The following is a 21,706-nucleotide window of genomic DNA, read 5'->3' on the forward strand; positions in this document are numbered from 1 at the left end:
AACGGCGCAGTGACGGGTAGGGAGGATCGATGATCCCCGAGGAGGACCTTCCAGCGTCCTGGCTCCACGGCTACGGCGGCATCGAGGCGGACATCCGCCAGCTCCGCGAGTTCGCCGACAAACTCCAGGCCGAGGTGGAACGCAACTACGCCCCGCACCTGTCGTACATCGCCGAGGACATGACCGCGCCGGTGCCCAATCCCGCCGACGCCTTCATCGAGCTGGTCAATTTTCTGCGAGCACACCACGAGACCCAGCAGGCCGCCACCGACATGGTGTGGGGCGTCCGCGACGCCACCGGCCACCTGGCCGTCGCCGCCGGCACCGTCGCCACCCGCTACACCGGGTCCGACGCCTTCGCCTCGGCGCGCGTGATCGACGTCGAGCGAGCACTCGCCAACCCGGCCCCCGCAGCGCCTCGCGGCGCGTCCCCGGTGCTACGCGATCCCACCGGGCCGGATCCCGTGCCAGGGCAGGTGCAGGGACCAGTGGTGTTGCCGTGATCGAACGGGGCACCGGCGGTCGCACGTCCGCTCTCACCGACTGGCGGCTGATGGACGTCGCCAGCATGTGGGCCTGCCTCCAGGACCACGACACCACCAACCACTGGAAGCAGGTCGCCGGCTGGCGCAAGGTCTGCGAGCTCGCTCGCACGCACCTCGGCCGGCTCCAGGAATACCGCCGTGGGCTGGCGGAGGCCTGGCCCCCGGAGACCAACCAGGCCGCCCGGGCGTACGTCCGGGAGCTGGACGAGCTGATCGACAAGGTGCAGCGCACACACGACGCCGCCAGCGCCAACTACACCGCGCTCTCCGCCGCCACACAGGCCATCAGCGCCACCCGCGCCGAACTCAAGAAGGTCTACGACGCGTACGCCGTCAAGCTCCAGGAGAAGCAGACGTACGACGCGACCCTCGCCGACCCGAAGGCGGCCATGGGCAGCCGGGTCCCCGATCGCCCGGTCACGGACGCCGACCTGGAACGGCTCAACGTCCAGGCACGCGGCATCATGTACGGCCTCAGCGGCGAACTCCAACAAGCCCAAGTAATGCTCCGTCAACCGCCGCCTAGGCCTAAGCCTTCACCTGAAGCGGACCAGCCCAACTCCGATGTCTACGGAGGCGCCGGTTCAGGCGCTCCGGTAATTCCGCCCGTCGTTCCCGTGCCGTTGTCAAGTTCGACTACTTCGTCCGTTGCCCGGCCAACCACGAACACGCGACAGGTCTCCGCACCAACCCCCCGTAACGTCGGGCCTGTCCTCGGCGAGGTCAAACCCGGTCTAGCGCCCTCTCCAATCAATCCCGCGATGCCAGGTGCAACTCCACCCGGCCTCCCCACTGGCTCCGGCAGCGGACCGATGCCTGCTATGCCACCAAGCGTGCGACCTGGACACGGGATCTCTGGATTGCCGATCGGTCAACCTGGTCCTAGCAGCCGGCCGGTCAACGGAGCCAGTAGTGGACTCCCGCCTGCCACGCCACCGGGATCGCCCCGGCCCATGCCACCAGGTGGTCTGATCGGCGGAACCCCCGGAATGGGGTTTGGACCATCGAGTAGCAGCGGCGCACAGCAACGTCGGGTTAACCCGATTGGTGGAGTAATCGGTGGCGGGGGCGCAGGCACCGCTCCGACCGGGGGCGCAGGCTCCCGCCCTGGGGCTGGCCGCAACTTCAGTACGGTGCAGGGCATACCGCCAATGGGCGGAGCACCCGGCATGGGCACTGCCCGCGCAGGCGGGATGCCGGGCCAGGCAGGGCGGTACGACGGCAGTGACGAGGAGTCGCGACGCTGGGATCCGGACCACCCATGGGAAGTGGACCGAGGCGTAAGCCCGGTAGTCCGCGCCCCGGACGAAGATGGCCCCATCGACCCAGGTCCGGCTATTGGCTTTAACCGTTGAGAACTCGGACCATTCAAGCAGCCTTGGCGCTGTTCACTCTTACGGCAACACTCCTGCCACCAACTACCTCGCATTCCTGGTCTAACCGTAACGCCGCAAGTCCACAGGGCGTTGACCGAATCCGGGGGGACCAGTGGCACCTGACTTTTCTCAGGATCGCCGAAGCGCACAGGATCGCTCAAGGCGAAGGCGTAACGGTTGCGGTGCCAGACACCGGCGTTCATCCACATCCCGATCTTGCGCGCAATCTGCGCCGAGGCACAGATATTGTTGCTGGGGGTAGTGGCGACGGCCGACAAGACCGAAACAGCCACGGAACCGGCATGGCAGGTCTAATCGCCGCCCACGGGCGTGCTGGCAAACAAGGCGCTCTTGGCATCGCGCCAAAGGCGAGGATCCTTCCCATTCGGGTAAAAATAAACGACCAAGGGGGCACCACTCACCATTTGGCAGATGCGATCAAATACGCAATCACGCAAAATGTCAATGTAATCAGCATTTCAGCAGCAGGAGCAGCAGACAGCCGTTTACAGACGGCAATCGAGGCCGCAATTCGCGCGGATATTGTTGTCGTCGCCGCAGCAGGCAATAAGCCACTCAGCCAACACGTCGGATACCCTGCCTCCTATCCGGGCGCAATTGCCGTAGGTGGGGTTGATCGGCTCGGCCAGCGAGCCTCAGTGTCAGTCACCGGACCGGAGATCGACGTGGTCGCTCCGGCAGTCGATATCTTCAGCACTAGCATCGACGGCAAGTATCGCAAGGGCACGGGCACATCGGATTCCGCGGCCATCGTCGCTGGGGCGGCAGCGCTAATTCGGTCCAAGTACCCGTACCTGCCTGCTTCCGAGGTGGCGCATCGGCTTACGGCCACTGCGATCGACAAGGGCCCTCCGGGACGGGACGACGAGTACGGCTACGGAGTCATCGACCTGGTGGCGGCGTTGACGGCAGACGTACCGCCGCTGGGTTTTGGTTCGGCGACGGCGGGCGCCCCGGACCACACCGCCTCGACCACGACGACGGCAGCGGAGCCGGCGGACGATGGGGAGAGTGGGACGACAGCCCGCGGTCTGGTCACCCTCGGCGTGATCGTGGCAGCCTGCGGGGCGTGGGCGTTGATTGCCCGTCGGCGTCGCCATGGCAATGACCCGCCACCCCGCATCAGTCGCTGACCTGTCGATGACGACGGAGGCGGGAGTGCAAGACGCGCTCCGCTGGTCCGATCGTTTGACGGTCGTTCCGGGCAGGCCACCGGAGACACCTTCGTCACGGTCAGCCGGTAACGTCGGCGACGTGCCGAAATCCATGCCGCCCCGTCTCGTGCTCGCCTCGGCGAGCCCCGCCCGACGCAAGATTCTCCAGGCCGCCGGGATCGACCCGGACGTGCTGGTCAGCGGCGTCGACGAGTCCCTCGTGGTCACCGATCGGGCCGAGGAACTCTGCCTGGAGTTGGCCCGGTTGAAGGCACAGGCGGTGCTCACCCGGCTGCGGCCGGCCGACGACCAGCGGACGTTGGTGATCGGGTGCGACTCGGTGCTGGCCTTCGACGGAGAGATCCTCGGCAAGCCGGACGACGCGGCGGACGCCACCCGGCGCTGGGAGCTGATGCGTGGGCGCAGCGGCGTACTGCACAGCGGGCACTGCCTGATCGACGTCGAGGCGGGGCGGCGGGCCGAGGCGGTCGCCTCCACCGTCGTGCACTTCGCCGACGTCAGCGATGAGGAGGTCGCCGCGTACGTGGGCACGGGCGAGCCGCTGGCTGTGGCGGGCGCCTTCACGATCGACGGTCTGGGCGGGCCGTTCGTGGAGCGGATCGAGGGCGACCCGAGCACGGTCATCGGGCTCTCCCTGCCGGTGCTGCGCCGCCTCCTCGCCGAGTTGGACCTGCGGATCACCGATTTGTGGACGAAGGTCGCGCCCGGCAACCAGACGGTCCAGCCGCTCGGCTAGCGTCCGTTCATGACCACCAAGTCGATTTCGCTGACGTCGGAACTGCACGCGTACCTCGTCGCGCACGGTGCGCCGCCGGACGAGATCATGCGGGACCTCACCGAGGAGACCCGCGCGGTCCTGCCGGACGACGCGCAGATGCAGGTCGCGCCGGAGCAGGCAGCATTCCTGACCTTCCTCACCCGGCTGCTCGGGGTGCGGCAGGCCGTCGAGGTGGGCACGTTCACCGGCCTGTCGTCGCTGGCGATCGCCCGGGGGTTGCCCGAGGACGGGCGGCTGACCTGCTTCGACATCTCGGAGGAGTACACCGGCATCGCCCGGCGGTACTGGGCCCGTGCCGGCGTGGACGACCGGATCGAACTGCGCATCGGCCCGGCCGGCGACACGCTACGCGAGCTGCCCCACGAGCGTCACCTGGACTTCGCATTCATCGACGCCGACAAGACCGGTTACCCGGTCTACTGGGCGGAACTGGTGCCCCGGATGCGCCCCGGCGGGGTCATCGCGGTCGACAACGTGCTGCGCGATGGCCGGGTGGTCGCTCCGCAGAACGCCGCCGACCGGGCCATCGCCGCGTTCAACGACGAGGTGCTCGCCGACGTCCGGGTGGACGCGGTGATGCTCCCGGTCGCCGACGGCCTGACCCTGGCCCGGGTGCTCTGACGCCACCGGTCAGGGCTCGCCCTACGGATCTTGGTATGAAATTGCCCTTCCAGGGGCCGTTTCGTACCAAGATCCGGCCGGCACGGCTTCCGTCGGCACGGCTTCCGTCGGTCTCGGTCAGGCGTTTGTCGTCGCGGGGGTGGGGGCGGGGGTTGCGGTCGGGCGCAGGGCTCGGCCCAGCCGGGCGGCGAGCACCGCAGCCGCCGCGATGAAGCCCGGCAGCAGCAGGAAGGCCAGGTGCGGTCCGACGCCGTCGGCCACCCAGCCGAGCGCGACGGGCGCGATCCCGAAGCCGACCCCCATCGAGTACGACGCCCAGCCGGCCGCCCGGTCCGCGGCCGGCCCGGCGACGGCGAGCGCGATCGAGATCGCCAGCGGGTAGTGCAGGGCGTTGCCGAGGCCCAGGACGACCAGGCCGGTGACGGCGAGCCAGCCGATCGGGGCGATCCAGAAGAGCGCGAACCCGGCCAGCGACACGCCCAACGCGGCCAGCAGCAGCGGCACGGGACGGTACCGCAGGGCGAACCGGCCCCCGACGAGGCGGCCCACGAACATGCCGCAGACGATCGCCGCGACGGCGGCCGAGGCGGCGCCGGCCGTCATCCCGGCGTGCGAGCGGAGTACGTCGGCCGTCCAGAGCGACAGGCAGACCTCGATCGAGCCGGTGACCGCCATCAGCGCCCAGGCGATCCAGTACGCCGGAGGCAGCCGTCGCTCCGGTCGGCGGGCACCGGAAGGCCAGTCGGCGTCGACAGCCGGGCCGGTGTCGACAGCCGAGCCGACAACGGCAGTCGGGCCGGCGTCGGCCCGGTCGCCGGCCGGCCGGTCACCGGGAGCCGCGGCAGCGGGGGCGGGCCGCGGAAGGCGTACGCGCAAGATCAGGGCGGCGAGCGCGACCAGCGCGATCAGGCCGACCTCGACGGCCATCGCCGGCCGCCAGCCCCACCCCGCGTCCACGCTGGCGCCGATGACCAGCGGGGCGAGGATGCCGGCGCCGGCGCAGACGGCGTTGGCCTCGGTCAGCGCCGCCGGAGCGCCGGTGCCGTGCCGGTCGGTGAGTACCACGGAGACGCCACTGATCACCAGCATGCCGAAGGTGGCGATCACCGCGACGGCGGTGATCGTGGCGGGCAGGGCGCGGACGCCGCCCAGGGCGGCGACGCCGGCCGCCACACCGGCCAGCCCGGCCCAGATCACCCGGCCACGGCCGAACCGGCGGGCCAGGGGCGCGAAGAGGGCCCCGCCGGCCAGCGCGCCGGCGGCGATGCCGGTGCTGTGCAGGCCGGCCACGGCGGCCGAGGTGCCCTGTTCGTCGCGGAGCAGCGGCACGACCGGCCCGAAGCCGTAGAGGAAGAAGCCCCACAGCCCGAGTTGGGCGTAGGTCAGCCAGGTGAGACGGTCACGGGTGAGGCGGGGCACCGGCCTCACGCTACAAGCGTCGGGCCGGTGCCCCGCCCCTGGTGAGAGGCAGCTCTCCCGAGACGCCAGGAAGGGGCCGTTCCCCTAATACGAGGTGCCCTTCCTTCCAGCTCAGCGGACGCTGCGGGCGAACTGCCGGGCGGCCCAGAAGACACCGGCGGCGGCGAGGACCGCGATGATGCCCAGCCCCTGCCAGACCTTGTCGTCGCCGAGGTTGCCGGCGAAGAGGGCCCGGGTGCCGTCGACCGCCCAGGAGAACGGGTTCCACTCGGCGATGCCCTGGAGCCAGCCGGGGGCGAAGGTCAGCGGCAGCAGGATGCCGGAGAGCAGCAGCACCGGCTGGGCCACGGTGTTCATCAGCGGGGCCAGCGCGTCCTCGCTCTTGACCTTGAGCGCGATGCCGTAGGAGATGGCCGAGGTCATCAGCGCGATCAGGGCGAGCATGAGATACGCCAGCAGCAGGTCGACGAGGGAGACGCGCAGGTCGAACAGGAGCGCGAGCAGGGTGATGATGACGGCCTGCACGATGAGCGACACCACGTCGCGCAGCGAGCGGCCGAGCAGCAGGGCGAGTCGGCTGACGGGGGTTACCCGGGACCGTTCGATGACGCCGGCGCGCAGCTCGGCGATCAGGCCGAAGCCCTGGAACAGGCCACCGAAGATGGCCAGCAGCACCAGCAGGCCCGGTACGAAGATCTTGTAGGCCTCCGCCTGGGTGGACGCGTTCAGCGCCGGCTTGAGCAGCGGGGCGAAGAGCAGCAGGTACATCACCGGCTGGAAGACGCCGACGAAGACCCAGACGGGGTTGCGCAGCAGCAGCTGGAACTGGCGCTGGAAGATCAGCCAGGTGTCACGGGCGAGTTTCATGAGATCTCTCCGGTCTGGGATCAGGACTCGCGCAGCGAGCGGCCGGTCTTGGTGAGGAAGACGTCGTCGAGGCTGGGCCGGTGCAGCTCGATGGAGTTGAGCCCGAGGCCGGCGGTGTCGACGCGGCGCAGGATCTGTGGGATGGCGGTCGCGCCCTCGTCGACGTAGAGCCGCAGCCCGCCCTCGTCGACGGTCTCCAGCTTGTTGACGTACGGCTCGCCGTCGAGCAGTTGCGCGGCCTGCGGGGTGGCCCCGGCGTCGAGCCCGACCAGCACGACGTCGCCGGAGATCTCGCGCTTCAGGTCCGTCGGGGTGCCCTCCGTGACCACCTCGCCGTGATCCATGATCGCGATCCGGTCGCAGAGCGCGTCGGCTTCCTCCAGGTAGTGGGTGGTGATGAAAACGGTCATGCCGTCGGTGCGTAGCCGCCGGATCTCGTCCCACATGTGCGCCCGGCTCTGCGGGTCGAGGCCGGTCGTCGGCTCGTCCAGGAAGACGACCCTCGGCTCGTGGATGATGCCGAGGGCGATCTCCAGCCGCCGACGCTGGCCGCCGGAGTAGGTCTTGCACTTGCGGTCGGCGTACTCGGTGAGCTGGAAGGCGTCGAGGGCACGGGCGGCCCGCCGGCGCGCCTCGGCCTTGCCGATGCCGTACATCCGGGCGTGCAGGACGAGCTCTTCCCGGGCGGTGGACTCGTCCCAGGTGCTGCCGCCCTGGGCGACGTAGCCGATGCGGTGGCGCACCTCGGCCGGGTCCCGGCGCAAATCGGCTCCGGCGATGGTGGCCTCGCCGCCGTCCGGCTCGATGAGCGTGGCCAGCATCCGCAGGGTGGTGGTCTTGCCGGCGCCGTTGGGGCCGAGGAAGCCGAAGATCTCCCCCTCGGCGACGTTCAGGTCGACGCCGCGCACCGCGTCGACGGTCTTCGTCTGGCGACCCTCTCGGGAGCGGTACGACTTCCGCAACCCTCTGGTCTCGATCATCTCTGCTCCTGGTCGTCCGGGCCGGTGCGACCGGCCACCTGTCTGTCCCTCGGAGACGACGCCGGACGGCATGGTCCCCCGTGGCGCCCCGGGCAGGCTAACGCGATATAACTTTTCTGGTCAACGTTGATTATTCTTCTTCCGATCGGCGGGACGGCAGCCGCTCCTCCCCGCCATCCCGCCCCTGCGCCGTCGCGTCGGGCAGGTACGACACCCCCGACTCGATCCGTTCCGCGATCCGCTCGCACCAGGAGATCTCCGCCTCGGACCGGGCCGCCCAGAGCTCGAACATCCACTCCACGTGCACCGGCTTCGTCTCACGCATCCAGCCTGAACTCAACGACGTACGCATCCACTCGACACCGGCGCGCAGCAGGTTCGCCCGGTTTCGCAGGGCAGCCGCCGCCTCCTCGGGCGGCATCGCGGGCAGGAAGGAGAACGCCGCCGCGAACGGATCCGGCGGCTCGTGCAGCTGCCACCAGAGCCCGCGCAGCAGCGACTCGAACTCGTCCTCCCCCTTCGGCGTCACCTCGTACGTGGTGCGGGCCGGCCGGGCACCCACCTGCTCGGTGGCCACCTCGCGCAGCAGCCCTTCCTGGGTCAGCTTGCGCAGGGCGTGGTAGATCGAACCGGGTTGCACGTTCGCCCACCTGTCGGCGCCCCGACTGAGCAACTCGCGGCGCACGTCGTAGCCGTGCACCGGCTGCATCCAGCGCACCAGGCCGAGGATCATCATTCGCGTGGCAGACACCGGATGAGCGTAATAAGCAAATTTGACTAGAGCGCGGGGGACAGTGCGGCATCCCACACTGAGCGATCGTTTGGGCTGCCACGGTGGCCGATACACTCCCGGTCAGTGACCCTCCGGGAGGAGCCAGCAAGGTGCGCAAGGTACTCATCGCCAACCGCGGCGAGATCGCCGTCCGCGTCATCCGCGCCTGTCGCGACGCCGGCCTCGGCAGCGTCGCCGTCTACGCGGACTCCGACCGGGACGCCCTGCACGCCACGCTGGCCGACGAGGCGTACGCGCTCGGTGGGGACACCGCCACCGAGACGTACCTGCGCATCGACAAGCTGCTGGAGGTCGCCGCGAAGGCCGGGGCCGACGCGGTCCACCCCGGCTACGGCTTCCTCGCCGAGAACGCCGACTTCGCCCAGGCCGTCATCGACGCCGGGCTGGCCTGGATCGGCCCCACCCCGCAGGCGATCCGGGACCTCGGCGACAAGGTGACCGCCCGGCACATCGCCCAGCGCGCCGGCGCGCCGCTGGTGCCCGGCACCCCCGACCCGGTCGGCGGCCCCGACGAGGTGATGGCGTTCGCCGTCGACCACGGCCTGCCGGTCGCCATCAAGGCCGCCTTCGGTGGCGGCGGGCGCGGGCTCAAGGTGGCCCGCACCATGGAGGAGATCCCGCACCTGTTCGAGTCGGCCACCCGCGAGGCGGTCGCCGCGTTCGGCCGGGGCGAGTGCTTCGTCGAGCGCTACCTCGACCAGCCCCGCCACGTCGAGGCGCAGGTGCTGGCCGACCAGCACGGCAACGTGATCGTGGTCGGCACCCGGGACTGTTCGCTCCAGCGCCGGCACCAGAAGCTGGTCGAGGAGGCCCCCGCGCCGTTCCTCACCGACGCACAGCGGGCCCAGATCCACGACAGTGCCAAGGCCATCTGCCGGGAGGCGGGCTACCACGGCGCCGGCACGGTGGAATACCTGGTCGGCGCGGACGGCACCATCTCCTTCCTGGAGGTCAACACCCGTCTCCAGGTCGAGCACCCGGTCACCGAGGAGACCGCCGGCGTCGACCTGGTCCGCGAGCAGTTCCGGATCGCCGACGGCGAGAAGCTGCGGTTCACCGAGGACCCGACGCCGCGCGGGCACTCCATCGAGTTCCGGATCAACGGCGAGGACCCGGGGCGCAACTTCCTGCCCGCCCCCGGCACGGTCACCGCGCTGCGGCTGCCCACCGGCCCCGGCGTCCGGGTGGACACCGGTATCTCCGCCGGCGACGTGATCGGCGGCAACTTCGACTCGCTGCTGGCCAAGGTGATCGTCACCGGCGAGACGCGTACCGAGGCACTGGAGCGGGCCCGTCGGGCCCTGGACGAGATGGTCGTCGAGGGCATGGCCACCGCGCTGCCGTTCCACCGGCTGGTCGTCCGGGACGAGGCGTTCACCGCCGAGCCGTTCACCGTGCACACCCGGTGGATCGAGACCGGGTTCGACAACACCGTTCCGCCGTTCACCGCCGCCGCCGGCCCCGCCGAGGCGCCGGCCGGGCGCGAGACCGTCGTGGTCGAGGTCGGCGGCAAGCGGCTGGAGGTCAGCCTCCCCGCCGGCCTCAACGGGGGTACGACCGCAGCCGCGCCCGCCGCGCGTAAGCCGGCCCGCCGGGGCGGCGGGGCCAAGGCTGGCGTCGCGGTCGGCGGCGACGCGCTGACGTCCCCGATGCAGGGCACCATCGTCAAGATCGCGGTAGCCGACGGCGACACCGTCGCCGAGGGTGACCTGGTCGTGGTGCTGGAGGCGATGAAGATGGAGCAGCCGCTGCACGCCCACAAGGCGGGCACGGTCAGCGGCCTCGCGGCCGAGGTCGGCGCCGTCATCACCGCCGGCGCGGCGATCTGCACCATCGCCTGACCCCGCCACGATCACAGTCAGCGCAGCTCGGCGCCCGCCATCGCCCGGACGGCGGCGGTCAGCGCGTCCAGGATGGCGGACTCCACCCGCCAGTGCTGCCAGTACAACGGGCGGTCCAGGTGGCGCCCGGCGCCGAGGTCGACGCAGTGCCCGGTGGCGAGGTCGGCGCGGGCGAACCGCTCCGGGACCATGCCCCAGCCCAGCCCGAGCCGTACCGCCTCGTTGAAGCCGTCGAAGGACGGCACGTAGTGGATCGGCGGGTCGATCCGGCGGCGGGTCACGGTGCGGGCGAACGTGTGCTGGAGTTGGTCCTTGCGGTCGAACGCCATCATCGGCGCCGACCCGAGGGCGGCCTCGGTCAGCCCGTCGGGGAAGTGCCGGGCGGCGAACCCGGCCCGGGCCAGCGCGACGTACCGCATCGCGCCCAGCCGCTCCACCCGGCAGCCCTGGACGGCCTCCCGCTGCGCGGTCACCGCCGCCATCGCCGTACCGTCGCGGATCAGCTCCGCGGTGTGCTCCTCGTCGTCCCGGCGGACGTCGAACAGCAGCGCCAGCTCGGTGGGCAGCCGCGCCAGTGCGCCGACGAACCAGGTGCCGAGCGAGTCCCCGTTCGCGACGACCGTCACCCGGGTGGGGGCGGGCCCGCCGACCGCCGGCGGCCGGGCGGCGTGCAGTGCCTCCCGCTCCAGCAGGGCCACCTGCCCGGCCAGCCGCAGCAGCGGACGGCCCGCGTCGGTGGCCCGGCACGGCTTCGACCGGCGGACGAGCACCTGCCCGACGGCCTGCTCCAACGCCTTGATCCGCTGGCTGACGGCCGAGGGGGTGACGTGCAGGGACTGCGCCGCCGCCTCGAAGCTGCCCTCGCGGACCACCGCGGCGAACGTCCGGAGCTGCGTGGAGTCCAGCATGATGAAGCTGAGCTTATCCGCCATGAGAATCTTCAGCTGGGCTGCATCGCTCACGGCTCGTAGCGTCGGCTCGTGCCCGACATCCTCAGCAGCTCCGTGGCCGGCTCCGCCGCTGCCGGTTTCTCCCTCGCCATCGCGCTGATCGCCGCCATCGGAGCGCAGAACGCTTTCGTCCTGCGGCAGGGCCTGCGCCGGGAGCACGTCGTGCCGGTGGTCGCCGTCTGCGCCGCCTCCGACGCGCTGCTCATCGCGCTCGGCATCGCCGGGATGGGCACCGCCACCGCGGACCACCCCGCCGCCATCACCGCCGTCCGTTGGCTCGGCGCCGCGTTCCTGCTCGGGTACGCCGTGCTGGCCACCCGCCGCGCGCTGCGGCCCGGCGCGCTCTCCCCCGCCGACCGGCCGCCGGCCACCCTCGGGGCGACGCTGTTGGCCTGCCTCGCGTTCACCTACCTCAACCCGCACGTGTACCTCGACACCGTCCTCCTGGTCGGTGGGGTGGCCCGCCAGCACCCGCACCACTGGGTCTTCGGCGCGGGCGCCGCGCTGGCCAGCGTGGTCTGGTTCACCGCCATCGGCGTCGCCGCCCACCGGCTGGCGCCCGTGCTGGCCCGCCCGGCGGCCTGGCGGATCGTCGACGGCACGGTCGCCGTCGTGATGACCGTGGTCGCGGTGACCCTGCTGCTCGGCTGACTGTGCGTGCCGGCCCCCGGGCGTGGCCGGGGTGTTTTCGGCTACCACCGCGGGCGCGGGCCCCGCCGGGCGGGAATGATGGCGACGTGCAGTTTCTTCACGGCGCGGTCCCCGCGCACGACCTGACCTACAACGACGTCTTCATGGCGCCCGCCCGCTCCGAGGTGGGCTCACGGCTCGATGTCGACCTGGCCGCCAGCGACGGCACGGGCACCACCATCCCGCTGGTGGTGTCCAACATGACCGCCGTGTCCGGCCGTCGGATGGCCGAGACGGTCGCCCGGCGCGGCGCGATCGCGGTCATCCCGCAGGACATCCCCATCGAGGTGGTGGCGAACGTCGTCGCCTGGGTCAAGCAGCGGCACCTGGTGCACGACACGGCCATCACGCTGGGCCCGACCGACACCGTCGGCGACGCGATCCACCTGCTGCCGAAGCGGTCGCACGGTGCCGTGGTGGTGATCGACGAGGAGAGCCGGCCGCTGGGTGTGGTGACCGAGGCGGACACCGTCAGCGTGGACCGCTTCGCCCAACTCCGGCACGTGATGTCCACCGAGCTGCACACCGTGCCGGCGGACGCGGACCCGCGTACCGGCTTCGACCGGCTCTCGGCGGGCCGACGCCGGCTCGCCCCGGTGGTCGACGGCGAGGGGCGCCTGGTCGGGGTGCTGACCCGGCAGGGCGCGCTGCGGGCGACCCTCTACCGGCCGGCGGTCGACGACCGGGGCCGGCTGCGGATCGCCGCCGCCGTGGGCATCAACGGCGACGTGACCGGCAAGGCGGCGGCGCTGTTGGAGGCCGGGGTGGACACGCTGGTCGTGGACACCGCGCACGGCCACCAGGAACGGATGATCACCGCGCTGCGGGCGGTCCGCGCGCTGGACCCGGGCGTCCCGGTCGCGGCCGGCAACGTGGTGACCGCCGAGGGCGTACGCGACCTCGTGGAGGCGGGCGCCGACATCGTCAAGGTGGGCGTCGGCCCGGGTGCGATGTGCACCACCCGGATGATGACCGGGGTGGGCCGGCCGCAGTTCTCCGCCGTGCTCGACTGCGCCACGGCGGCCCGTCAGCTCGGCCGGCACGTCTGGGCCGACGGCGGCGTACGCCACCCGCGCGACGTGGCGCTGGCGCTGGCCGCCGGAGCCTCGAACGTGATGATCGGCTCCTGGTTCGCCGGCACCTACGAGTCCCCCGGCGACCTCTACACCGACGCGGACGGCCGGCGCTACAAGGAGAGCTTCGGCATGGCCTCGGCGCGGGCGGTCAGCGCGCGGACGGCCGACGACAGCGCGTACGACCGGGCCCGCAAGGCGGTCTTCGAGGAGGGCATCTCCTCGGCCAGGATGTATCTGGACCCGGCCCGCCCCGGCGTGGAGGACCTGATCGACGAGATCATCGCGGGGGTGCGGAGCGCCTTCACCTACGCGGGCGCGCGGGACCTCGCGGAGTTCCACGAGCGGGCCCTGGTCGGCGTGCAGAGCGCGGCCGGCTACACCGAGGGGATGCCGCTGCCCACGAGTTGGTGACGGCACGGCCTGGCACGGCGGTGCCGGGGGCGGGGTTCTCACGCGGTCCCTGTCGAGCTGAATCGTCTACGACATCAGCTCGACAGGACCGACGTGACGGCGCTACCCGCCCGCGGCGTTCCCGCGGCACCACGATCAGACGATGACCGTGCCCCCGGTTCCCAGGGGTTCCTCAGGTCTTCGGGAAGAGGCGGTGGGCGACCGCGCGGGCCGCGGCCCGGGGGTCGTCGCCGACCCGGGCCGGCAGCGCGCCCGACAGCCAGAGCGTGGCGAAGCCGTGCACGATCGACCAGGCCGCGAGCGCGTCGCCCTGCGGATCCTCCGCCGTCGGGCGTCCCTCGGGCAGCGCGGCCACCCCCGAGTGCAACGCGGCGCCGGCGCGCTCACGGGCCGCCACCAGTTCCGCCGCGTCGGGCCGGTAGAGGTCCGGGCGGAACATCACCTCGAAGTGCGCGCGGTGCCGGACCGCGAAGTCGACGTACGCGACGCCTCTGTCCAGCAGGTCGTCGCCCGCGCCGGTCAGCGCCTCGGCGAGCAGGTCGAACCCGTCGGCGGCGAGCGCGGTGAGCAGCCCGGCCTTGTCGCCGAAGTGGTGCGCCGGGGCGGCGTGCGAGACGCCGGCCCGGCGGGCCAGGTCGCGCAGGCTCAACGCCGCCGGCCCAGACTCCTCGATCACCCGCACCGCCTCAGCGAGCAGGGCTCGGCGCAGGTCGCCGTGGTGGTAGCCGCGCGTTCCGGTCATGCCGCCAGCCTATCTTGCTGTTGACAAGATGCCCACCGGGAGGGCAATCTTGTCGGCGACAAGATTCATGACTGAGGAGGCTCCCCATGGCTCCACTCATCGCCCTCGTGACCGGCACCGTGCTCGCCCGACTGGCCGGCCTGGCCGGCGTGGGCGCACTCGACGGCTGGCATCCCGCGCTACGGGTGGGGCTGGCCCTGATGTTCGTGGTGACCGGCGCCGCGCACTTCGCCCCACCCCTCCGCAGGGACATGATCGCGATGGTGCCGCCCACCCTGCCCCGGCCCGAGCTGCTGGTCACGGCCACCGGCGTGCTGGAACTGGTCGGCGCGGTTGGGCTGCTCGTGCCGTCGACCGCCCGCTGGGCCGCGGCCGGGCTGGCGCTGCTGATGCTGGCCATGTTCCCGGCGAACGTCTCGGCGGCCCGACGCGGGTTGACCTTCGGAGGCCGGCCGGCGACGCCCCTCGGGCCACGTACGGCGGAGCAGGCCCTGTTCGTCGCCGTGGCGCTCGCTATTTCGTTTGGGGCCTGATGTTCAGGGAGCTAACCTGTTGCCCATGGAACTGACCACGCTGCGGGATGTGCCGATCGGGCGACTGCTCGCGGTCGCCGGGCACCTCACCGGACAACGGTGGAACCGCTACCTCGCCGAGTCGCACGGCCTCACCCAGGCCGGGATGGTCACCCTGATGACCCTCGCGGAGCACGGCGAGCTGCCGCACCGCACGGTCGCCGAGCACTGTTTCGTCCGGCCGGCGACCCTGACGGGCATCGTCGACACCCTCGCCCGCGACGGCCTCGTCGAGCGGCAGCGCGACCAGGCCGACCGGCGCAGCGTCCGGATCGCGATCACGGCGGCCGGCCAGGCCCGGGTCGAGGCGTTGACCGCCGTGATCCGCTCCGGCGCCCCGCTCACCTCGGTCGACGCCGACCCGGCGAAGGAGGCGGTGATCCGCGAGTTCCTCCTCGAGGTCATCGGCAGCGGCGACCACTGCACCGTGGAAGGCGGTCCGGCATGCTGACCCGGCTGCTGCGTACGCACCTTCGCCCCTACCACCGGCCGCTGGTCGCCGTGGTGCTGCTCCAGTTCGTCGGCACGATGGCGTCGCTCTACCTGCCCAGCCTCAACGCTGACATCATCGACCTGGGCGTGGCCCGAGGCGACACCGACTACATCGTGCGCACCGGCGGATGGATGCTCGCGGTCAGCCTGGTCCAGATCGTCTGCTCGATCGCGGCCGTCTACCTCGGCGCGCGGACGGCGATGGCCTTCGGCCGGGACGTCCGGTCGTCGATCTTCGGGCACGTCAACCGCTTCTCCGCCCGCGAGGTCGCCAAGTTCGGCGCGCCCTCGCTGATCACCCGCAACACCAACGACGTGCAGCAGGTGCAGATGCTCGTGCTGATGAGCTGCACGATGCTCGTCGCCGCGCCCATCATGAGCGTCGGCGGCGTGGTGATGGCGCTGCGCGAGGACCTCGGGCTCTCCTGGCTGATGCTGGTCAGCGTTCCCCTACTGGCCGTCGCCCTGTGGCTGATCATCCGGCGGATGGTGCCGGGCTTCCGGCTCATGCAGACCCGCATCGACACGGTCAACCGGGTGCTGCGCGAGCAGATCACCGGCATCCGGGTGGTGCGGGCGTTCGTCCGGGAGCCGTACGAGACGGAGCGCTTCGCCACGGCGAACGCCGACCTCACCGCGACCGCCCTGCGCATCGGCCGCCTGATGGCGTTGATCTTCCCGGTGGTGATGCTGGTGCTCAACGTCTCCAGCGTGGCCGTGCTCTGGTTCGGCGCCCAGCGGGTGGACGCCGGGGCGATCCAGGTCGGCGCCCTCACCGCCTTCCTGCAATACCTGATGCAGATCCTGATGGCCGTCATGATGGCCACCTTCATGCTGATGATGGTGCCGCGCGCGGCGGTCTGCGCCGAACGGATCGTCGAGGTGCTCGACACCGACTCCTCCGTGGTGCCCGCCGCCCACCCGGTGACCGAGGTGACGACCAGCGGCGAGTTGGAGTTGCGCGAGGTCGGGTTCCAGTACCCGGGCGCGGCCGAACCGGTGCTGCGCAACGTGTCTTTCCGGGTGACGCCGGGGACGACGACGGCGATCATCGGCAGCACCGGCGCGGGCAAGACCACTCTGCTGTCGCTCGTCCCCCGGCTGGTCGACGCGACCGCCGGCATGGTGCTGGTCGACGGCGTGGACGTACGGGACCTGGCGCCGGACGAGCTGTGGCGCCGGATCGGGCTGGTGCCGCAGCGGCCGTACCTGTTCACCGGAACCGTGGCGAGCAACCTGCGCTACGGCAACCCGGACGCGACCGACGCCGAACTCTGGGACGCGCTGGAGATCGCCCAGGCGCGGGACTTCGTGGAGGCGATGCCCGAAGGGCTGGAGTCGCCGATCGCGCAGGGCGGCACGAACGTCTCCGGCGGGCAGCGGCAACGGCTGGCCATCGCGCGGGCGCTGGTCCGGCAGCCGGAGATCTACCTCTTCGACGACTCGTTCTCCGCGCTCGACCTCGGCACCGACGCGCGGCTGCGGACGGCGCTGCGGCCGGTCACCGCGGACGCCGCCGTGGTGATCGTGGCGCAGCGGGTCTCCACCATCGTCGGCGCCGACCAGATCGTCGTGCTGGAGAACGGCGGCGTCGTCGGGATCGGCAGACACGACGAACTACTCCGCACCTGCCCGACGTACGCCGAGATCGTGGCGTCGCAGAACACGACGGAGGTGGCCGCGTGAGCGAGCGACGCGTGCGAACCATCAGGCACAGCAGCACGGCGCCTCGCGCCGCCGCCGAGCGAAGCGAGGTGGTCGCGTGAGCGCCGTACCGCAGCAGAAGCCGGCCGCCGACGCGCCGACGCCGAAGCGGCTGCCGCCGGGCGGGCAGCGCGGCGGTCCGCACGGCGGCGTCGGGATGCCCGCCGAACGGTCGATGAACTTCGGGCCGTCGGCCCGTCGGCTGCTGGGCCGGCTGCGCCCGCAGCGCCTCCAACTCGTCGCCGTGATCGCGCTGGCGGTGCTCAGCGTCGGGCTCAGCGTGGTCGGGCCGAAGGTGCTCGGCTGGGCCACCGACCTGATCTTCACGGGGGTGATCGGTCGGCAGCTGCCGGCGGGCACCACCGCCGACCAGGCGGTGGACGCGGCGCGGGCGGCCGGCAACGACAGTTTCGCCGACATGCTCGCCCGGATGGACGTGGTGCCCGGCGTGGGCATCGACTTCGCCGCGCTGGCGCGGGTGCTGCTGCTGGCGCTCGGCCTCTACGTGGCGGCCAGCCTGCTGATGTGGTGGCAGGGCTGGCTGCTCAACGGGGTGGTGCAGCGCACCGTGCTGCGGCTGCGCGCCGAGGTGGAGGACAAGCTCAACCGGCTGCCGCTGCCCTACTTCGACCGGCAGCCCCGGGGCGAGCTGCTCAGCCGGGTCACCAACGACATCGACAACATCTCCACCAGCCTCCAGCAGACGCTGAGTCAGCTGCTCACCTCGCTGCTCACCGTGGTCGGCGTGCTGGCCATGATGTTCTGGATCTCGCCGCTGCTCGCCCTGGTGGCCCTGGTCGCGGTGCCGGTCTCGGTGGTCGTCACCACCGCCATCGCCAAGCGGTCGCAGCGGCAGTTCATCGCCCAGTGGGCGCACACCGGCGAGCTGAACGGCCATATCGAGGAGGCGTTCACCGGCCACGAGCTGGTCAAGGTCTTCGGCCGGCAGCGCGAGGTGGAGGCCGCCTTCACCGCGAAGAACGACGAACTGTTCCGGGCGAGCTTCGGCGCCCAGTTCATCTCCGGGATCATCATGCCGGCGATGATGTTCGTGGGGAACCTCAGCTACGTCGCCATCGCCGTGGTCGGCGGCCTGCGGGTGGCGTCGGGTTCGATGAGTCTCGGCGACGTGCAGGCGTTCATCCAGTACTCCCGGCAGTTCACCCAGCCGCTCACCCAGGTCGCCTCGATGGCGAACCTGCTCCAGTCCGGGGTGGCCTCCGCCGAGCGGGTCTTCGCCGTACTCGACGCCGACGAGCAGAGCCCCGACCCGGCCGACCCGGCCCGGGTACGCGACCCGCACGGCCGGGTCGAGTTCGCCCACGTCTCCTTCCGGTACACCCCGGACCGGCCGCTGATCGAGGACCTCTCCCTGGTCGCCGAGCCCGGGCACACGGTGGCCATCGTCGGGCCGACCGGGGCCGGCAAGACCACCCTGGTCAACCTGGTCATGCGCTTCTACGAGCTGGACGCCGGCCGGATCACGCTCGACGGGGTGGACGTCACCACCATGAGCCGCGACGACCTGCGCGGCCGGATCGGCATGGTCCTCCAGGAGACCTGGCTCTTCGGCGGCACCATCCGCGACAACATCGCGTACGGGCGGCCCGGGGCGACCGAGGAGGAGATCGTGGCCGCGGCCCGGGCCACGTTCGTGGACCGGTTCGTGCGCAGCCTCCCCGACGGCTACGACACGGTGATCGACGAGGAGGGCAGCAACGTCAGCGCCGGCGAGAAGCAGCTCATCACGATCGCCCGGGCCTTCCTCGCCGAGCCGTCGCTGCTGATCCTGGACGAGGCGACCAGCTCGGTGGACACCCGCACCGAGGTGCTGCTCCAGCGGGCGATGGCCGCGCTGCGGTCGGACCGGACGAGCTTCGTCATCGCACACCGGCTCTCCACCATCCGCGACGCCGACCTGATCCTGATGATGGAGGACGGCCGGATCGTGGAGCAGGGCACACACGACGAACTGCTGGCCGCGCAGGGCGCGTACCACCGCCTGTACCGGTCGCAGTTCACCGCCGCCATCCAGCCCGACTCCGAACCCCGGCCCGACCCCGAGCCCGAGCCCGCGCCACTTGAGGGGTCGACCCGGTGACGGGAAGGCCGCCGGTGGCGACGGGCGGGCGGGCGCCGGGGTCGGGCGGGGGCTCAGCGGGCCGGCAGCAGGTCCGGGCTACGGTCGGCCACCACCGCCCCGATCAGCCGGAGGGCGTCGGCGGCGGGCATCGGGTCCAGGACGCGACCGCCGCGCAACCGCAGCGCCACCGCGCCCCCGGCCGCCTCGCGGGGGCCGATGACGGCGGCGTACGGGACCCGGGCGCGGGCCGCGTCGCGGATCCGGGAGCCCAGCGACCCGGCCTCGTCGACCGCCACCCGCAGCCCCGCGGCCAGTGCGTCGCGGGCGAGCCGGGCCGCCGCGTCGGCCTGGCCGTCCCCGACCGGCAGCACCACCAGCTGCACCGGGGCGTACCAGGCCGGGAAGGCGCCCTCGTGCACCTCGATCAGGTACGCGAAGAGCCGCTCCATGCTGCCGACGAGGCTCCGGTGCACCATCACCGGTCGACGCCGTCCCCCGGACGCGTCGGTGTACGACAGGTCGAACCGCTCCGGCTTGTCGAAGTCGAGCTGGACGGTGGAGAGGGTGAACTCCCGCCCGGCGGCGTCCAGTACCTGGATGTCGATCTTCGGCCCGTAGAACGCGGCCTCCCCCGGTGCCTCGGTGAACGCCACCCCGTCGAGCGCGGCGCGGAGCAGTTCCTCGGCCCGCGCCCACTGGTCGTCGGTCCCCACGTACTTCTCCCCCGGCCCGCGCAGCGACAGCCGGAACCCGGCCGGCCGTACGCCGAGTGCCGCGTGTGCCACGCGGATCAGCCGGAGGATCTCGACGACCTCCTCGCCCACCTGCTCCAGGGCGCAGAAGTTGTGCGCGTCGTTGAGCGAGATGGCCCGCACCCGGGACAGCCCGCCGAGCACCCCCGAACGCTCGGCCCGGTACATGCCGCCCAGCTCGGCGATCCGCAACGGCAGCTCCCGGTAGGAGCGCCCCCGGGCCCGGAACACCAGGGCGTGGTGCGGGCAGAGCGCCGGCCGCAGCACGAACTCGTCGTCGGCGCCGAGCGCCATCGGCGGGAACATGTCGTCGGCGAAGTAGCCGAGGTGGCCGGAGAGTTCGAAGAGTTCCCGTTTGCCCAGCGGGGGGGTGAACACGTGCCGGTAGCCGGCCCGGCGTTCCAGCTCGCGGACGTACTCCTCGACGGCGTGCCGGGCGGCGGCGCCGGCCGGCAGCCAGAGCGGCAGCCCGGCGCCGGCCAGCGGGTCGGAGTCGAACAGCTCCAGCTCCCGGCCGAGCCTGCGGTGGTCGATCATGTCGCGCTCCTTGATCGGGTACGACCCGGAGGCGACCCGGTCACCGGACGCGACGAGGCCCCGGGGCGGATCGCCCCGGGGCCTCGTCGACGGTCAGGTCAGTGCGGCGCGCCGGGGTCTCCCGGCGTCGTGGTGGATACCGCACTGCGCATACGGCGACGGTACGTCCCCGGTCGAGGGACCGCAGCCGGTTTTTCGGGGCGGCCCGGCACCCGGACGGCGTGGGCGGGGCCACGGGTCGGCACGCCGTACGGGACGGGGGCGGGCCGCCGGCACGGGACCTGCCGGCGGCCCGCGGCGGCCAAACCATCAGGAACGGGGGACCCGACGGTCGTGGGGCCGCGCGTCGACAACGGTACGCCGGGCCACTGCGTTCCGCCGACCCTCGGCGGTACGCGGAACCGTCACCTTCGGCCGGGTCCGCTCGTTGTGTCCGGTGGCTCTGCCGTGTCGGTGGTCACCACGAGCCAGGGTCATGCCCTGTGACGCCGGCAGACCCGTCAGGCTCGCTACACGCAATCAGCCCCGTCCGGCGAGGTGGCAGTCGTGCCCGAACTACTCACTGAGGTCGCATCGCCGACCTGGGCGTACCTCGCGCTGCTCGCGCTGCTGGTCGCGGACGCCTTCGTCCCGGTGATCCCCACCCAGGTCGTGATGATCACCGGCGGCGCGCTCACCGTGTACGGCGGGCTGAACCTGCCGGTGACCATCGCCGTCGGCGCGCTGGGCGTCTTCGTCGGTGACCTCGCCTGCTACCTGCTGGGCCGGGGCGCACCGGAACGCCGGGCACCCCGCGACACCGAGCGGGGCCGGGCCCGGCAGATGGCCCACCGGGTCACCCAGGGGCTGCGGCGGCCCGGGCCGCTCGTGATCCTGCTCTGCCGCTTCGTGCCGGGCGGCCGGATGGCGGCCTGCTTCTCCGCCGGCCGTAGCCGATATCCGTACCGGCTCTTCCTGCTCTACGAGGGCCTGGCGGCGCTGGGCTGGGCGACGTACGGCGGCATGATCGGGCACCTCGGCGGGACGGCGCTCACCGAATCGGCGTGGCGGCTGGCGCTCATCGCCGGTGTCGCGGCGGCCGGCTTCGCGGCGGCGGGCTGGGCGATGACCGTCGTCGGCGCCCGACGGGCGGCCGAAGCGGTGGCGGCGATGCCGGTTGTCACGGCGAGGACGGACGCGCCCACAGCGGAGTGACCGGTCGCTCCGTCACCGCCTAGGGGTGGTCCCGGGGATCGGCCTCGGTGGGCTGCCCGGATCCGCCTGGGGTCCCTTCCGGGACAG

At 71.9% G+C, this 21,706-nt stretch carries 19 protein-coding genes; 12 read left to right on the plus strand and 7 right to left on the minus strand.

Going from position 1 to position 21,706, the window contains the following annotated elements; translation table 11 throughout:
• The first annotated feature begins 29 nt into the window (after nucleotides 1-29).
• The 4 genes from GA0070608_RS05555 to GA0070608_RS05575 all read left to right on the plus strand — a co-directional run bounded on the left by GA0070608_RS05555 (nucleotide 30) and on the right by GA0070608_RS05575 (nucleotide 4,516).
• Entirely contained in the window at nucleotides 30-503 is a 474-nt protein-coding gene (locus GA0070608_RS05555) for a hypothetical protein (protein WP_091622795.1), read from the plus strand.
• A gap of 1,420 nt (nucleotides 504-1,923) precedes the next feature.
• Nucleotides 1,924-3,075, plus strand: coding sequence for a type VII secretion-associated serine protease mycosin (gene mycP, locus GA0070608_RS05565; protein ID WP_281186178.1), 1,152 nt, complete (start codon nucleotides 1,924-1,926; stop codon nucleotides 3,073-3,075).
• 133 nt (nucleotides 3,076-3,208) lie between these two features.
• The gene (locus GA0070608_RS05570) at nucleotides 3,209-3,853 is read left to right on the plus strand and encodes a Maf family protein (RefSeq protein ID WP_411970811.1); all 645 of its coding nucleotides are present in this window, start codon (nucleotides 3,209-3,211) and stop codon (nucleotides 3,851-3,853) included.
• Nucleotides 3,854-3,862: 9 nt separating this feature from the next.
• The gene (locus GA0070608_RS05575) at nucleotides 3,863-4,516 is read left to right on the plus strand and encodes an O-methyltransferase (protein WP_091622801.1); all 654 of its coding nucleotides are present in this window, start codon (nucleotides 3,863-3,865) and stop codon (nucleotides 4,514-4,516) included.
• Nucleotides 4,517-4,633: 117 nt separating this feature from the next.
• On the opposite strand, the gene GA0070608_RS05580 is transcribed toward GA0070608_RS05575, so the two are convergent.
• The 4 genes from GA0070608_RS05580 to GA0070608_RS05595 form a co-directional block, all read right to left on the minus strand.
• A complete protein-coding gene (locus GA0070608_RS05580) occupies nucleotides 4,634-5,935 on the minus strand; it encodes an MFS transporter (protein ID WP_091622806.1) in 1,302 nt (433 codons plus the stop codon).
• 111 nt (nucleotides 5,936-6,046) lie between these two features.
• Complete coding sequence (locus GA0070608_RS05585) at nucleotides 6,047-6,802, minus strand: ABC transporter permease (protein WP_091622810.1); 756 nt, start codon at nucleotides 6,800-6,802, stop codon at nucleotides 6,047-6,049.
• A 20-nt stretch (nucleotides 6,803-6,822) separates the two neighbouring features.
• The gene (locus GA0070608_RS05590; protein WP_091622815.1) at nucleotides 6,823-7,782 is read right to left on the minus strand and encodes an ATP-binding cassette domain-containing protein; all 960 of its coding nucleotides are present in this window, start codon (nucleotides 7,780-7,782) and stop codon (nucleotides 6,823-6,825) included.
• Nucleotides 7,783-7,912: 130 nt separating this feature from the next.
• Nucleotides 7,913-8,518, minus strand: coding sequence for a PadR family transcriptional regulator (locus tag GA0070608_RS05595; RefSeq protein ID WP_091622819.1), 606 nt, complete (start codon nucleotides 8,516-8,518; stop codon nucleotides 7,913-7,915).
• Nucleotides 8,519-8,664: 146 nt separating this feature from the next.
• On the opposite strand from GA0070608_RS05595, the gene GA0070608_RS05600 reads away from it, so the two are divergent.
• Entirely contained in the window at nucleotides 8,665-10,416 is a 1,752-nt protein-coding gene (locus tag GA0070608_RS05600) for an acetyl/propionyl/methylcrotonyl-CoA carboxylase subunit alpha (RefSeq protein WP_091622824.1), read from the plus strand.
• Between the two features lie 17 nt (nucleotides 10,417-10,433).
• On the opposite strand, the gene GA0070608_RS05605 is transcribed toward GA0070608_RS05600, so the two are convergent.
• Complete coding sequence (locus tag GA0070608_RS05605; protein WP_091634379.1) at nucleotides 10,434-11,324, minus strand: LysR family transcriptional regulator ArgP; 891 nt, start codon at nucleotides 11,322-11,324, stop codon at nucleotides 10,434-10,436.
• Between the two features lie 96 nt (nucleotides 11,325-11,420).
• On the opposite strand from GA0070608_RS05605, the gene GA0070608_RS05610 reads away from it, so the two are divergent.
• Nucleotides 11,421-12,017: a LysE/ArgO family amino acid transporter gene (locus tag GA0070608_RS05610; RefSeq protein WP_091634383.1), complete on the plus strand. Its 597-nt coding sequence runs from the start codon at nucleotides 11,421-11,423 to the stop codon at nucleotides 12,015-12,017.
• 86 nt (nucleotides 12,018-12,103) lie between these two features.
• Complete coding sequence (locus GA0070608_RS05615; protein ID WP_091622828.1) at nucleotides 12,104-13,543, plus strand: GuaB1 family IMP dehydrogenase-related protein; 1,440 nt, start codon at nucleotides 12,104-12,106, stop codon at nucleotides 13,541-13,543.
• Nucleotides 13,544-13,715: 172 nt separating this feature from the next.
• Here the strand turns inward: GA0070608_RS05615 and GA0070608_RS05620 are convergent, their stop codons facing one another.
• Nucleotides 13,716-14,285, minus strand: a complete 570-nt coding sequence (locus tag GA0070608_RS05620; protein WP_091622832.1) for a TetR/AcrR family transcriptional regulator — start codon at nucleotides 14,283-14,285, stop codon at nucleotides 13,716-13,718.
• An 86-nt stretch (nucleotides 14,286-14,371) separates the two neighbouring features.
• Between GA0070608_RS05620 and GA0070608_RS05625 the strand changes: the two genes are divergently transcribed.
• From GA0070608_RS05625 to GA0070608_RS05640, 4 genes are all read left to right on the plus strand, one after another.
• On the plus strand, nucleotides 14,372-14,818 hold the full coding sequence (locus GA0070608_RS05625) for a DoxX family protein (RefSeq protein ID WP_091622836.1): 447 nt from the start codon (nucleotides 14,372-14,374) through the stop codon (nucleotides 14,816-14,818).
• Nucleotides 14,819-14,843: 25 nt separating this feature from the next.
• Nucleotides 14,844-15,308 carry a MarR family winged helix-turn-helix transcriptional regulator gene (locus tag GA0070608_RS05630; protein ID WP_091622841.1) on the plus strand — a complete coding sequence of 155 codons (465 nt, stop codon included), beginning with the start codon at nucleotides 14,844-14,846 and terminating at the stop codon, nucleotides 15,306-15,308.
• Nucleotides 15,302-17,035, plus strand: coding sequence for an ABC transporter ATP-binding protein (locus tag GA0070608_RS05635; protein WP_091622844.1), 1,734 nt, complete (start codon nucleotides 15,302-15,304; stop codon nucleotides 17,033-17,035). Before GA0070608_RS05630 ends, GA0070608_RS05635 begins: the two co-directional genes overlap by 7 nt.
• Before the next feature lie 76 nt (nucleotides 17,036-17,111).
• The gene (locus GA0070608_RS05640; RefSeq protein WP_091622855.1) at nucleotides 17,112-19,154 is read left to right on the plus strand and encodes an ABC transporter ATP-binding protein; all 2,043 of its coding nucleotides are present in this window, start codon (nucleotides 17,112-17,114) and stop codon (nucleotides 19,152-19,154) included.
• 53 nt (nucleotides 19,155-19,207) lie between these two features.
• Here the strand turns inward: GA0070608_RS05640 and thrS are convergent, their stop codons facing one another.
• Nucleotides 19,208-20,425, minus strand: coding sequence for a threonine--tRNA ligase (gene thrS, locus GA0070608_RS05645; protein WP_091622858.1), 1,218 nt, complete (start codon nucleotides 20,423-20,425; stop codon nucleotides 19,208-19,210).
• Nucleotides 20,426-20,971: 546 nt separating this feature from the next.
• Between thrS and GA0070608_RS05650 the strand changes: the two genes are divergently transcribed.
• Nucleotides 20,972-21,619 carry a DedA family protein gene (locus tag GA0070608_RS05650; protein ID WP_091622862.1) on the plus strand — a complete coding sequence of 216 codons (648 nt, stop codon included), beginning with the start codon at nucleotides 20,972-20,974 and terminating at the stop codon, nucleotides 21,617-21,619.
• The last annotated feature ends 87 nt before the right edge of the window (nucleotides 21,620-21,706 follow it).

Origin of the sequence: Micromonospora peucetia (assembly GCF_900091625.1) — a bacterium.
GTDB lineage: Bacteria > Actinomycetota > Actinomycetes > Mycobacteriales > Micromonosporaceae > Micromonospora > Micromonospora peucetia.

What these genes read in the sequence shown, in the direction of transcription:
- GA0070608_RS05620 (WP_091622832.1), bottom strand. Translation starts at nt 14,285, where the DNA reads ATGACCGGAACGCGCGGCTACCACCACGGCGACCTGCGCCGAGCCCTG.
- GA0070608_RS05595 (WP_091622819.1), bottom strand. Translation starts at nt 8,518, where the DNA reads ATGATGATCCTCGGCCTGGTGCGCTGGATGCAGCCGGTGCACGGCTAC.
- thrS (WP_091622858.1), bottom strand. Translation starts at nt 20,425, where the DNA reads ATGATCGACCACCGCAGGCTCGGCCGGGAGCTGGAGCTGTTCGACTCC.
- GA0070608_RS05625 (WP_091622836.1), top strand. Translation starts at nt 14,372, where the DNA reads ATGGCTCCACTCATCGCCCTCGTGACCGGCACCGTGCTCGCCCGACTG.
- GA0070608_RS05575 (WP_091622801.1), top strand. Translation starts at nt 3,863, where the DNA reads ATGACCACCAAGTCGATTTCGCTGACGTCGGAACTGCACGCGTACCTC.
- GA0070608_RS05590 (WP_091622815.1), bottom strand. Translation starts at nt 7,782, where the DNA reads ATGATCGAGACCAGAGGGTTGCGGAAGTCGTACCGCTCCCGAGAGGGT.
- GA0070608_RS05630 (WP_091622841.1), top strand. Translation starts at nt 14,844, where the DNA reads ATGGAACTGACCACGCTGCGGGATGTGCCGATCGGGCGACTGCTCGCG.
- GA0070608_RS05570 (WP_411970811.1), top strand. Translation starts at nt 3,209, where the DNA reads ATGCCGCCCCGTCTCGTGCTCGCCTCGGCGAGCCCCGCCCGACGCAAG.
- GA0070608_RS05635 (WP_091622844.1), top strand. Translation starts at nt 15,302, where the DNA reads ATGCTGACCCGGCTGCTGCGTACGCACCTTCGCCCCTACCACCGGCCG.
- GA0070608_RS05605 (WP_091634379.1), bottom strand. Translation starts at nt 11,324, where the DNA reads ATGCTGGACTCCACGCAGCTCCGGACGTTCGCCGCGGTGGTCCGCGAG.
- GA0070608_RS05555 (WP_091622795.1), top strand. Translation starts at nt 30, where the DNA reads ATGATCCCCGAGGAGGACCTTCCAGCGTCCTGGCTCCACGGCTACGGC.
- GA0070608_RS05585 (WP_091622810.1), bottom strand. Translation starts at nt 6,802, where the DNA reads ATGAAACTCGCCCGTGACACCTGGCTGATCTTCCAGCGCCAGTTCCAG.